11 protein-coding genes are annotated in these 12,997 nt (G+C 28.4%); 6 read left to right on the top strand and 5 right to left on the bottom strand.

The window, feature by feature from the left end; all coding sequences use genetic code 11:
- The first annotated feature begins 94 nt into the window (after positions 1-94).
- Complete coding sequence (locus RR409_RS19425) at positions 95-718, top strand: hypothetical protein (protein WP_332559437.1); 624 nt, start codon at positions 95-97, stop codon at positions 716-718.
- Positions 719-1,209: 491 nt separating this feature from the next.
- On the opposite strand, the gene cysS is transcribed toward RR409_RS19425, so the two are convergent.
- The gene (gene cysS / locus RR409_RS19420) at positions 1,210-2,616 is read right to left on the bottom strand and encodes a cysteine--tRNA ligase (RefSeq protein WP_332559436.1); all 1,407 of its coding nucleotides are present in this window, start codon (positions 2,614-2,616) and stop codon (positions 1,210-1,212) included.
- A gap of 251 nt (positions 2,617-2,867) precedes the next feature.
- Here cysS and RR409_RS19415 point away from each other — a divergent pair, with 251 nt between their 5' ends.
- Entirely contained in the window at positions 2,868-4,463 is a 1,596-nt protein-coding gene (locus RR409_RS19415; RefSeq protein ID WP_332559435.1) for an amidohydrolase, read from the top strand.
- Positions 4,464-4,499: 36 nt separating this feature from the next.
- On the opposite strand, the gene RR409_RS19410 is transcribed toward RR409_RS19415, so the two are convergent.
- Entirely contained in the window at positions 4,500-4,850 is a 351-nt protein-coding gene (locus tag RR409_RS19410; protein ID WP_332559434.1) for a hypothetical protein, read from the bottom strand.
- A 221-nt stretch (positions 4,851-5,071) separates the two neighbouring features.
- Here RR409_RS19410 and RR409_RS19405 point away from each other — a divergent pair, with 221 nt between their 5' ends.
- On the top strand, positions 5,072-5,296 hold the full coding sequence (locus RR409_RS19405) for a DUF378 domain-containing protein (protein ID WP_332559433.1): 225 nt from the start codon (positions 5,072-5,074) through the stop codon (positions 5,294-5,296).
- 227 nt (positions 5,297-5,523) lie between these two features.
- On the opposite strand, the gene RR409_RS19400 is transcribed toward RR409_RS19405, so the two are convergent.
- On the bottom strand, positions 5,524-5,973 hold the full coding sequence (locus tag RR409_RS19400; RefSeq protein WP_332559432.1) for a hypothetical protein: 450 nt from the start codon (positions 5,971-5,973) through the stop codon (positions 5,524-5,526).
- Between the two features lie 57 nt (positions 5,974-6,030).
- Here RR409_RS19400 and RR409_RS19395 point away from each other — a divergent pair, with 57 nt between their 5' ends.
- Together RR409_RS19395 and RR409_RS19390 are read left to right on the top strand one after the other, a co-directional pair.
- Entirely contained in the window at positions 6,031-6,339 is a 309-nt protein-coding gene (locus RR409_RS19395) for a hypothetical protein (protein WP_332559431.1), read from the top strand.
- Positions 6,340-6,455: 116 nt separating this feature from the next.
- Complete coding sequence (locus RR409_RS19390; RefSeq protein ID WP_332559430.1) at positions 6,456-7,901, top strand: NADP-dependent glyceraldehyde-3-phosphate dehydrogenase; 1,446 nt, start codon at positions 6,456-6,458, stop codon at positions 7,899-7,901.
- A 248-nt stretch (positions 7,902-8,149) separates the two neighbouring features.
- Here RR409_RS19390 and RR409_RS19385 read toward each other — a convergent pair whose 3' ends face one another.
- Positions 8,150-8,848 (bottom strand): lysophospholipid acyltransferase family protein, encoded by a 699-nt coding sequence (locus RR409_RS19385; protein ID WP_332559429.1) that lies wholly within the window; start codon positions 8,846-8,848, stop codon positions 8,150-8,152.
- 272 nt (positions 8,849-9,120) lie between these two features.
- Here RR409_RS19385 and RR409_RS19380 point away from each other — a divergent pair, with 272 nt between their 5' ends.
- On the top strand, positions 9,121-9,984 hold the full coding sequence (locus RR409_RS19380; protein ID WP_332559428.1) for a ComEC/Rec2 family competence protein: 864 nt from the start codon (positions 9,121-9,123) through the stop codon (positions 9,982-9,984).
- Between the two features lie 219 nt (positions 9,985-10,203).
- Here the strand turns inward: RR409_RS19380 and RR409_RS19375 are convergent, their stop codons facing one another.
- Positions 10,204-12,696 (bottom strand): ABC transporter substrate-binding protein, encoded by a 2,493-nt coding sequence (locus tag RR409_RS19375; protein ID WP_332559427.1) that lies wholly within the window; start codon positions 12,694-12,696, stop codon positions 10,204-10,206.
- Positions 12,697-12,997 lie beyond the last annotated feature (301 nt).

Here is a 12,997-nt window from a genome sequence, read left to right as displayed (position 1 = left end):
TTTAAATAAACAAATTTTATGAAATCACTTTATAATATTTTTGAATTAAATTAATTAAATTGCATATGAAAATTTGTAATGGAGGTTTTATCTTATGAAGCAAAACAAGGATATAAACAAAAATAATACATATCCTGACTCTGATGTTCCTAGAGAAGATTCCATTGAAGGGGCTGCTCTGTTAAACATAGTAAATTCCGACTTGTCACCAAGTCCTAACTTAAATAAAGATGAAATACAAAATCTTATAACCTCACTTAACAATTCAAACATATCTTCTCTAAATGGAAATAAAGACTTATATAATGATATTAATAGTAAACTTGAGGCTATTAATAAACTTTTGATTAATAATAGCACATCTAGCCCTGAAACCAGTGAAACTGGAATCTTAAAAGATTTGTTAGGTCAAATTACCACTATTAATTCTTTAAAGCTTCAAATTAACGAGCTACCATTTAGTCCTTTTGAAAGAATATATGTTGAAAATTGTATAAATCCTTTATTAACTATTTTTTATCAACTTGCAATTTCTGCTGCATCCATTAAAGATACATCTCAATCCTTATCACTCTCCACCACTACAAAACGCAAGACCCACAAGATAAAAAGGTATGAGAGAACTACTTATGAACTTATGGACCAAATTGATTGTATTCATGATATTCTAAAAGATAGAATTTATGATTTTATAGAAATAATATGTAAGTGCAAATAAGTCCCCTGTCTTTTATAGTTAGAGAGTTTTTTATTCTTTGTTATAAATTTATATCACTGATAGTAACAATAATAATTATATTATTGTTACTATTGTCATTTGACCTTTGCATTCTTTAAAGTTCTTTCAACTAATTGTATTTGTTGAGACCATAATCTTTGAAGTATGTAGTTTGTACTAATATTAATAATTTGATAGTTTTCTTATGCTTGAAAAAATTATTTCATTACTATAAATAAGATTTAAATTCCGTTAAAGCTACAAGGTCTATTATTGTTGAACCATATCCAAGGATAAATATTACAACATATCCATAGTTACTTGTCATTTATATTCAAAAATATAAAGGGACTATATAAACAATGATTCACTGTTTATATAGTCCCTTTATAACTTGTTATTGTTTAATCTTTTAATTTCTTATAAAACTACATAGAATTTATGATTCTTTTAATTATTTTAAATTTAAATAAAAACAAAAATATTTAAATTTATTTTACTCTCCATGTAGTACCATCTTTTGTATCTAAAATTTCAATATTCATTGCTAACAACTCATTTCTAATTTCATCGGCTCTGCCATAATTTTTGTTTTTTCTAGCCTCATTTCTTTCTACTATCAATGTGTTTATTAGCTCTTCGTCTACATTCACTTGTTCTTTCTCAATTTCCATTAAATCAAGAGATAGAACCTTATCAAATTCTTCAATTAAAATAAATTTTTCTTTGTTATTAAGAGTGCTATCCTTAACAACTTCATTTAGAACAGTAAATGCATTAGCAATATTTAAATCATCACTAATTTGATCTTTAAACTTTTGAATATAAGCTTCTACTTTACTTTTATCTACCGCTGTATTTTCTTGGACGTCTGTGATAATTGCAGCGACTTTCTTTTTAAGTGCTTTAAATCCTCTTTTTGCATCCTCTAAACTTTCAAAGCTAAAAACTAATTGTTTTCTATATTTTGATTGTAAGCAGAAGTATCTATAATCTAACGGGCCAAATCCTTCTTCTTCAAGTCTAGTAACTGTTAAGAAGTCCCCACTAGATTTTGACATCTTACCACCATCTAAAACTAAAAACTCACCATGAACCCAATAGTTCACCCATTTATGTCCTAAAGCTGCTTCAGATTGAGCTATCTCATTGGTATGGTGTACTGGTATATGGTCAATACCACCACAATGTATATCGATGTTTTCACCAAGATATTTCATAGACATTGCAGAACACTCTAAATGCCAACCTGGAAATCCTCTACCCCATGGAGATTCCCATTGCATTATTTGATTAGAGAACTTAGAATTTGTAAACCAAAGTACAAAGTCTAGTGGATTCTTTTTATTTGGGTCAATTTCAATCCTACTTCCAGCTTCTAATTCGTCTATACTCAAATTAGCTAATTTAGTATAATCTTTGAATTTATCAATCTCAAAGTATACATTTCCATTAGCTTCGTAGGTGTATCCTCTTTCTTCAAGTTTTTCTATAAATTTTATCATATCTTCAATATGTTCTGTAGCTCTGCACACTACATTAGGTCTTTTAATATTTAGTTTTTTACAATCTTCGAAAAATGCGTCTTCATAAAACTTTGCAATTTCCCACACAGTTTTCTTTTCTCTGCTAGCTCCAAGAGCCATTTTATCTTCACCTTCATCACTATCTGATTGAAGATGCCCTACATCTGTAACATTCATTACATGCTTAACTTTGTAACCTACATATTCTAAAGATTTTTTCAGTGCATCTTCAAATATATAAGTCCTTAAGTTTCCGATATGAGCATAGTTGTATACTGTAGGTCCACATGTGTACATTCCTACCTTCCCTGGCTTTGCTGGGATAAATTCATCTTTATCTCTCGTAAGAGTATTATATAAATAAAAATTCATCTACTTCACTCCTTTGTATTATTTTTCCTATTCTTATTATTATTTATATTTCCTCCATAAAAATATATTATTCTAATTACTTAGCTTTCATGGAGAAATAGTATTTTCACATTATATACCTTTTGATTTTACCACATTATTAAAAATTTACAATATTTTATACTGTAATAAGTGAATTTTGTTTATTTTTGAAGGTAAATATTGTATTATTATAGAAATTATACTTTTATCAAAGTGAGAGGTTGTGTAATATGTCTATATTTATTAATGGTAATGTAATCACGCTAGATGGAGAGAAAATTTGTGAAAGTTTTTCTGTTATAAATGGTTTTTTTGCAAAGACAGGTAGTAATACTGAAATTTTAACTTCCGTAAAAGACGAAGAAATAATTGATTTAAAAGGCAAAACTGTTTTACCTGGTTTCAATGATGGACATATGCACTTTCTAAATTATGCAATTCAAAAAAATAACGTAGATATTGTAAATATTAAGTCAATTGAAAATTTAATTCTTAAGTCTAAAGATTATATTAATAAAAAAGCTATTCCTGAAGGAACTTGGATTGTATCACGTGGTTGGAATCACAATTTATTTAAGGAACAAAGACTTCCAACTAGATATGATTTAGATAATATATCTACATCACATCCAATAGTTTTTTCTAGAATTTGCGGTCATATAGCTGTTGTAAATTCAAAAGCATTGGAATTGCTTAAAATAACTAAAAATACACCTAATCCAAGCGGTGGTATAATTGATAAGGAAAATGCCGAGCCTACTGGAATTCTAAGGGAAAATGCTCTAAATATTGCTTTAGATGGCCTTCCAGCACTTACTGTGGATGAAATAAAAGTTACATTGAAATCAGCTTTCATGGATGCGTTAGCCTGTGGTATTACAACTATTCAAACTGAAGATTTAACACATTGTAAAAATCTTACAAACTTAATTGAAGCTTATAGTTCTCTTGATGAAGAAAATCAACTGCCTTTAAGATTTATTCTTCAGCTAAATTTGACCAATGATAAATTGTTTGAAGAAGCTAAACAATTAAATTTGAAAAGCAACATTGGCAGCGACTTTTTAAGAATTGGACCAGTAAAGTTATTTCAAGACGGTTCCTTAGGTGGAAGAACTGCTGCTATGATAGAACCTTACTGTGATGAACCCCACACTGGAGTCCTAATCTATGAACAAGACTCATTGGATGATTTGGTTGCAAAAGCTTATAATCATGGCTTCCAACTAACAATTCATGCTATTGGAGATGGTGCTTGTAACAGCGTACTTAATTCCTATGAGAGACTTATTAATATCAGTGGTAAAAAAGATCTTCGTCCTACAATAGTTCATGCTCAATTTACCAATGAATATTTACTTAGTAGATTTAAAAATCTTGGTGTAGTTGCAAATGTTCAACCATCCTTTATTATGACTGATCATCCTATAGTTGAGAAAGCTGTTGGAAAAGAGAGAGCTAGAGAAAGCTATGCATTCCAAACCATGGTAAAGTCAGGAATTCCTGTTGCATTTAGTTCTGATGCTCCAATCGAAAGTTTTAATGTCTTTGAAGGCATATATGGAGTTGTAAATAGAAAAGATTTAAATGGTAATCCTAAAGATGGCTTTTATCCTAATGAATGTATGAATGTTATGGATGCAATTAAATGCTATACCATTGGTTCTAGTTTTATGAGCTTTGAAGAAGGTAAAAAAGGTAAAATTAAAGAAGGCTTCTATGGAGACTTTATTATTCTTTCTGAAGACATAACAAAGATTCCTAAAGAACAAATTAAAGATTTAGTAGTACTAGAAACCTATGTTGGCGGAATTAAAAGATATTAAATAAGGAAAAGATAGCAAGTAACTTTCTTGCTATCTTTATTTTTTTACTCTATTCGGTTTTGCTTTAGGTTTTATTGTTATATTACTCTTCTTTTTATTATTATTATAAGTTACGTTTCTTGGTTTTCTCCTTTTAATAAATCCAGACAAATCCAAAAACCAGAGAAATAAAATTACGAATACCCCTGGTATGATATAATTCACAAAAATATATGGCATAGTCGGCCACATTACCGTGGGAACTATAAATTCAACTAATGCAATAGCTAAAATAACCCACTTATTAACCTTGATTTTATCTAAAAGAAGAGGCTTGATAATTTGATATACAATTAACACTCCAAAAGCAAACAATATTATACTTAGAAAAAACAAAACTGAGTTCAAGTTAATCCCTCTTTTCATATAATTTTATTATCACTATTATACAATATTTAACAAAGAAAATATACTATATTTGTTAAATGATTTTATCCATTCTTTTAATTAAACAACTTGGAAATTGTTAAATTTTATATAATAAAGAAATTATTATTAATATTGGTTATAAAATATATTTTTCTGTTAATACTAAGTATTGTAATTAATTAAAAAAGGAGATGTTTTTTATGAGAGCATTAGATACTATAGCACTAATCCTTGTTATAATAGGAGCAGTAAACTGGGGCCTAATTGGTTTATTCGGATTTGATTTAGTAGCAGCACTTTTTGCAGGCTCTGGCGAATTCGGCACTATTAATAGTTTAAGCAGAGTAGTATATGGATTAGTTGGTCTATGCGGATTATATGCACTATCATTTTTAGGAAAGAATAGATACAGAGATATAGACTAATTTATGATATCCTATTAAAAGAGCTGAATTTATATTCAGCTTTTTTAATTTTAGGTAATATTATATTACTAACTTAAATAACAATTCAAATGAAATAGTACTATCTGAACGTGTATAAACTGAAAACTTATGTTAAGCAACGCTTCACTACCATTTTATATTTCTTTGCTCAGCATTACTCTCTACCATCTATACCACTTAGAAGATATCTGTGAAGTTGAACCATTTTACTTCTTCACGAATCTACCTTGAATTAGCGCTGTAGTTTCATTTGCTCTTATTGCTATAAAGCTTATAGTAAATCCTTTATCTAATATATCTTTTACCATTTTCATATAAGTTTTATCTATAATTTTTATCACCTGGTCTTTTTTATCTTTAAGTATTCCATTGTTTTTTTCAGATATTAAGATTAAATTATCCCACTGATTTAACTTACAAGTACTATTATTAATCTGAAAGAATACACCTTTATTAATAATAAACTTTAAAATTTCCTCATACTTAGATTCCAATTCGTCTTTTTTTTCTACAAGTTCTCCAAAGACCTTCATTCTCTCTTCTAATAATGACTGTGCGTCATTTTTCTCCTTTTGTAGTTTGATTTTGTTTAATTCTAATTTATCTATATAACTATTGATCTTTTTTACATATCCTATGTTTATTTTATCCCTCATAATTTCATCTTGCCTTTCTTAAATTTTAAAAATAAAATATATGTGAGGTGAAATTTTATGAAATCAATTAATAAATTGATAAACCTTTTAAATCATATCTTAATTCAATTATCGAAAAACACTAAAATTATTTTATATAAAATCAATAAATATATATCATTTACCCTTAATAAAAGAGAAACATTAAGAAAAATCTATGAACCAATAATTACTTCTAAGGAAAAAAAAATTAGCGACTTATTATTAAATATTCAAGAAATAAAAAGCCAGACACTTAGTATTGAAAAAGATATACGAAAATTAAATACATATGTTGATGACCTGAAAAAAAACTTAGAACATATTGAGAAGGATTTAATTAATTAGTTTTAAATCTTGTTAATTTAATCATTTTGTTTTTCACTTCCAATATGATAATTTAATTGTTTATTGATAATAATAATTATAAATGTTTAAATTATTATTATATGGAGGTGAGTTCTTTGTTTGCATGTATAAAAAAAGATAATCATTATTGCAACTTATTTAATGGTGAGTGGATTACCACAGAAAATACTATAAATATATATTCCCCTATTGATAATACCTTATTAGGTACCATTCCTTCAATGACAAAGAAGGATATTGATAAAGTTGTTGAAACTTCAAAGTTTGCACAAATTTCATGGGGTGAAACCCCAATAAGTGAAAGAGCTAAAATCTTACATAAAGCAGCTGAACTCTTAGATCAAGAAGCTGAAAAAATTGCAAAAGTTTTAATGAATGAAATTGCAAAAGATATAAAATCTTCAATTTCAGAAGTAAAAAGAACTGCTGAATTTATAAGATTTACTGCTGACGCTGGAAAGCATATGGATGGTGAAGCAATTGGGGCTGATAATTTTCCGGGTTTTAAAAAAAATAAGATGAGCTTCGCTCAAAGAGTACCTCTTGGCGTAGTGTTGGCTATTTCACCCTTTAACTATCCAATTAATCTTTCAGCTTCAAAAATCGCACCTGCTTTAATAGCAGGAAACAGTGTAATATTAAAACCACCTACTCAAGGAGCCCTAAGTGCTTATCATCTCGTAAGAGTGTTCCAGGAAGCTGGAGTGCCTAATGGTGTATTAAATACCGTTACAGGTAAAGCTTCAGAGATTGGAGATTATATTGTTACAAAGGAAGAAATTAACTTCATTAATTTTACTGGTTCTACTAAAATAGGTAAGCATATTGCAAAAATAGCAGGTATGGTTCCCATGATGTTGGAACTTGGAGGTAAAGATGCGGCTATTGTGTTAAAAGATGCAGATTTAGATGAGGCAGCAAGAGAAATAGTCTCTGGAGCATATAGCTATTCTGGTCAAAGATGTACAGCAATTAAAAGGGTATTAGTAACTGAGGATGTTGCTGATGAATTAATTAGTAAAATGCTAGACAATGTGAAAAAAATCAAGGTTGGTAAACCAGAGGATGGCTGCGAAGTCACTCCACTAATAAATGATAAATCAGTAGAGTATGTACAAGAACTTATTGATGATGCAGTAAATAAAGGAGCCGCTCTTCTTATAGGCAATAAACGCGAAAAAAATTTGATGTATCCAACATTATTAGATAATGTAACTACAAAAATGAGGATTGCTTGGGAAGAACCTTTTGGGCCAGTACTTCCAGTAATAAGAGTTAATGATATTAATGAAGCTATTGAACTCGCAAACAGATCTCAGTATGGTCTTCAATCTTCAGTATTTACTCAAAATATAAATAATGCATTCTACGTGGCTAATAAGCTAGAGGTTGGCGTAGTTCAAATTAATAATAAGTCTGAAAGAGGCCCTGATCACTTTCCTTTTTCTGGAGTAAAAGCATCTGGTATGGGAACTCAAGGAATAAGATATAGCATAGAAGCCATGAGCAGATTAAAGTCTATTGTACTTACTTTAGATTAAATAATAAACTCTTAAGACTTAAATATTAACTAATTTTTATTACTTAGTGTTTACTTCACCAAAGTTATCTATTAAAGTTTGTAATCTTTTCTTTAATTATATAAATAAAAAAAGTTCTTATAAGAATTATAAAATGTACCTAAGAGGGCATATTTTAGATAATTTATAAGAACTTTTGCTTTATACCATATTGCCAAGTTTTCTTTTAAATATAAATTCATTCCCTACATTATCGTTTTTTAATGTAGCTAAAGTGCCGATGCAATAATATTTTCACAAATTTTAGCCAAATTGTTTTGTTCATCTTTGGTTAATTTATCAATATATATTGGCTTATGAAATATTATTTTAGCTTTTAAATCCTCGGGTTTCCCTTCCAATCCTTTAAAAGCTCCATCAACTGTAATTGGAACAACTGGCACATTAGCCTTTATTGCAAGTTTCATGCTTCCCTTTTTAAACTCATTTATGCTATGGCCTTTGCTTCTAGTTCCCTCAGGGAAGATTAACATTGATCTCTTATCTTTCAAGTATTGTACACCTAGGAGTATTGATTTCAAGCCTTCTCTTGCATCTTCTCGATTAATAAATACACAATTAAACTCTTTCATCCAACCAGATACTATTGGCCAGTTTTCAATTTCCTTCTTTGCTATTGCTCCTGCTACTTCATCGATACTTGCCATAACTAAAGGAATGTCTAATTGACTTTGGTGATTTGCTACATAAAGACAAGTTTCTTTAGGCAAATTTTCTTTACCAATCACCTCTACTTTTAAACCTGAATACCTAATTATAGCTTTAGACCAATTGTTAATTACATCATATAAATATTCTTCTCTCTCCTCTTTACTTAACCTATCCTTCACTAATCTATATTTAAACCTTCTTAAAGCAATATAAATCATATAACTAAAAAACATTATTGCAAAATAAACCTTTCTCACTTTATCCCTTCCTTCTCAACGTAGTCACAGATATTATATCAATTATTTTTCCATTATTAAATACTTTAGCACTCAAATAATTGCTAACTATCTAACTTTATTATTGTGATATAAATCTTTGTTGTAAGTGTCTTAACATATTTTGAATTTGTTTTTTAATCATATAAAATGAAAATTTCATTCTTATGATTATAATAATATCTATACACTAAATTGAAATATAATCATTATCCTTGTCAATAATAATCATATATTTATATTCGGGGGCTTATATGAAAAAAAAGATACTATATATAATTATTATTTCTTTATTTGCTTTTATTTTATTTTATAATAATCTTACTACAACTACATCCACAAATAATTTGTTTGGTAATAATCTTCTCGTTCACTTTATAGATGTAGGACAAGGTGACTCGATCTTAATTCAAGCTTCAAATAAAAATGTCCTAATAGATAGCGGTTCAAATTCATATTCAAAGAAAGTAATTAATTACATCAACAACCTAAACATAAAAACCTTAGATTATGTAATATCTACCCACCCTCATGAAGATCATATGGGCTCAATGGATGATATTATAAAATACTTTGAAATTGGAGAATTCTATGCCCCCAAAATCACCTCAAACACCGAAGATTTCTTATCCATGGTTCGAGAATTATATAAAAAGAGAAAAAAAATCAATGTAGCGAAAGCAGGATTAATTATACCTTTGGAAAATAATACATATCTAAAGTTTTTATCACCTAGTCTTAATAAATATGACAATTTAAATAATTATTCCACAGTTATTAAGCTGCAAAATAACAATAACTCGTTCTTGTTTACAGGTGATGGTGAAAAGTTAGTTGAAGAAGAACTTTTAAGAACAAATGATAATGTATCATGTAATGTATTAAAAGTTGGCCATCATGGCAGTAAAACTTCTACTTCAAAGGAGTTCTTAATGAAAGCTTCACCTCAATATGCTGTTATATCTTGTGGTATGGGTAATGATTATGGTCATCCTGATAAAAATGTTTTGGAATCATTAAAGAAAATAAGCACTACAACTTTTAGAACAGATAAAAATGGAACCATAGTTTTTTCAAGTAATGAAAAAGGGATTTCTGTTATTTACGAAAAAAAGTAAGTTTAGATATTCTTCATTAATAACCTTATATCTACTTATATATTGTTTTTAATAATCTTAAAATCATCAATTTACATAAGTTAAAATATAACAAAAATACTATTCAAAATATACATACTTGTATATAACCATAATAAATTTATATAATATATTAGAAATAGCAGGGGGGTTGCCCTGCTATTTCTATAGATTTGTATATCTATTTTGCATCACTAAATTTTATCTCCACACGTCTTCAAGTTTAATTAAATTTAATGGATGTACTTTAAATCCTTTTATATCTTTTGATGTAGCATATGCTAAGCTTATGTGCGATAAAAATACATAGGCTGCATCTTCATAAATTTTACTGTCTAAGCTATATAATATTTCATTATAGGTATAAGGGTTTTTTGTTGCCTTTGCTGTGTTCAATAACTCCATTAACTCAGGATTACTATACTTACTTAAGTTAGATGTATTATTAATATCTATTAAAGGCTCAATAAAATTATCTGCCGTACCAGAATCCCCTAACCAACCATATAACATCATATCTACATCTTGTATCGCATCGAAATTGTAATAATTCTTCGGATCAATTTCTACTATCTCTAAAGATATATTGATTTCCCTTAGATTATCTCTTAAGATATTTGATAACATATAATGAGTGGTGTTTTTTTCTTCGTTTTTAGAAACACCGAACTTGATGGTTCCTTGTTTTATCCCACTTTTCTTCATAAGGTCCTGAGCCTTTCTAACATCCCTATTATATACCTTTGTACTTGGATTCTTTAATATGATTGTGGGAAAAACACTTTTTGCAATTGGTTCCATACCACTGAAAACCTCATTCTCAATTTTTTGTTTATCAACAACGTAGTTAATTGCTTGTCTTACGTCCTTGCTATGGATTAAAGGGTTATTCCTAAAGAAGTTAAATAATAAAAATCTTGAACCTATACATTCTGTCACATGAATATTATATCCTGCATTAACTATTTTACTTTTGTTTATACCATTTACTTCAACAAAGTCTGCTTCATTATTTATAAATCTTTCAACAGTGTTTTGATTATCTGTATTTAATATAATATTATCAATTAATGCTTGTCCTAAATTGTATTGATCAAACCTACTATAAATAATTTTACCTTGTTCCTTATCAAAGGATATAAATCTATACGGTCCTGCTCCAATTGGAGTATTTTTAATTTTTCCTTCTTCTTCTTTAGGTAAAATAGAGCAAGATATATGTGTCAAATTATTTATGAAAGAAGTATATGGATACTGAAGTACTATCTTCATGTTAAAGTCTCCATTTACCATTATTCCTGATACTTCTTTAGATCTACCATTATAAAACTCATCAGCACCTTTTATCATGGACAAAAACCATCTATTTGGTGAATTTAATGTACTACTTAAGAGCCTTTCATATGAATATTTAATATCTTTCGCGGTAATTTTTCTCCCATTGTGAAATCTCATATCTTTTCTTAAGGTGAAGTTCCAAGTAATATTATCTTCTTCTAAGTGCCAGGTCTGCGCTATTGCGCCGATAGGTTCTACAGAAGGGCCCACTTGTACCAACCCTAAATTCAAAGGTTGTATAATTCTCGAGAATTGAGCTTCTATAATACTAGTTGGATCAAAAGTAGTAGGTTCTTGTGTATCCATATACAAAAATCTTTCGTCTAACTCTGTGTCATTTATTCCTTTACTTGCTATAGTATTTAAGTTTGTTATAGTTTGCTGTAGCATATTAAGAGAAACTTTTTGCCTATAAGTATCTACAGAAATATTTTCATTTAACGCTTTAACTGAATCGATTGCTTTAACCATATCTTCTATAACTAGTAACATATTTTGATTTTTATTTGCTTGTTCTACAACTGCTTCTCCAATCTTATTGGAAGTTTCTCTTGTAGTTTGTATTTGAACCATCATATCATCTATTACTTTTCCCGCTTCTTGAGTTACTGAACTACCTTCCATAACTTTTTCAACACTTTGTTGAATTATATTTGATGTAGCTTCAGTGACATTTGAAATTTCAACAATTATCTTATCAATTTCATCTGCAGATTTCGAAGAATTTTCAGCAAGCTTTTTAACTTCCCCTGCAACAACTGAAAAACCCCTACCACTATCACCAGCTCTTGCCGCTTCTATATTAGCATTTAATGATAGTAAGTGAGTAGTTTTAGCTATACCCTTTATTGTATCCACTATTCCCTTAATTTTATTAGATTTATTAACAAGATCTTTCATTGTTAATTCCATAGTTTCAACAATATTTTTAATGTTATCCATGCTTACTTCAACATTTTTTAAAGATTGCTGACCCTTTTCTGCATGTTGAAGAGTATCATCTATAACTCTTAAAGTTTCAACTACTCCAGCATTTATTTCCTGTGAAAATGCTGCTACTGTGTTAGAAGTATCTACAGTTTTAGTTATGTGATTATCTTGTTTTCCAATCTCAATATTTACTTGATTTACAGAAGTTAGTAGCATTTCTGTAACTTGCAATGACTCTTCTACTTGGGTTATGATTTTTTGAGACATTATATTTTGATATTTTTGATTTTGCAATAACTCAATAATTTCTAACTTTTTTATATCTTTATTTAATAATGCAAAATTATCAATTTCTTTTTCCTTTAAAAAATTATTGTTAACTTCATAATCCTTTTCTTTATTTATCATTTTTTTTCTAAATATCATGGCTATTTCCCCTTTTTAGATAGTATTTACCATATAATCCTATAAACCCTACTTATATTTTACTATTATTTTACCATAAATTCTATATTTTTCATATTTTTACAAATTCAATATAAATATTTTATCTATTATAAATAAAATAAAAAACCTTAGATAACTATCTAAGGTTTTAACTATTTTAATTTATTTATTTTCTTATCTTCAATTAAAAGTAATTTTCATATTACCATATTAATTTAATCAAAATAAATGGCTCCGTGGAGAGGATTCGAACCTCCAACCTATCGGTTAACAGCCGAGT

This window comes from Clostridium sp. (assembly GCF_036642255.1).
Taxonomy (GTDB): domain Bacteria; phylum Bacillota; class Clostridia; order Clostridiales; family Clostridiaceae; genus Clostridium_J.
The sequence above is the reverse complement of the archived record's forward strand: the minus strand, read 5'-3'. Positions and strand labels throughout refer to the sequence as shown.

What these genes read in the sequence shown, in the direction of transcription:
- RR409_RS19405 (WP_332559433.1), top strand. Translation starts at nt 5,072, where the DNA reads ATGAGAGCATTAGATACTATAGCACTAATCCTTGTTATAATAGGAGCA.
- RR409_RS19375 (WP_332559427.1), bottom strand. Translation starts at nt 12,696, where the DNA reads ATGATATTTAGAAAAAAAATGATAAATAAAGAAAAGGATTATGAAGTT.
- RR409_RS19380 (WP_332559428.1), top strand. Translation starts at nt 9,121, where the DNA reads ATGAAAAAAAAGATACTATATATAATTATTATTTCTTTATTTGCTTTT.
- RR409_RS19425 (WP_332559437.1), top strand. Translation starts at nt 95, where the DNA reads ATGAAGCAAAACAAGGATATAAACAAAAATAATACATATCCTGACTCT.
- RR409_RS19400 (WP_332559432.1), bottom strand. Translation starts at nt 5,973, where the DNA reads ATGAGGGATAAAATAAACATAGGATATGTAAAAAAGATCAATAGTTAT.
- RR409_RS19415 (WP_332559435.1), top strand. Translation starts at nt 2,868, where the DNA reads ATGTCTATATTTATTAATGGTAATGTAATCACGCTAGATGGAGAGAAA.
- RR409_RS19395 (WP_332559431.1), top strand. Translation starts at nt 6,031, where the DNA reads ATGAAATCAATTAATAAATTGATAAACCTTTTAAATCATATCTTAATT.
- cysS (WP_332559436.1), bottom strand. Translation starts at nt 2,616, where the DNA reads ATGAATTTTTATTTATATAATACTCTTACGAGAGATAAAGATGAATTT.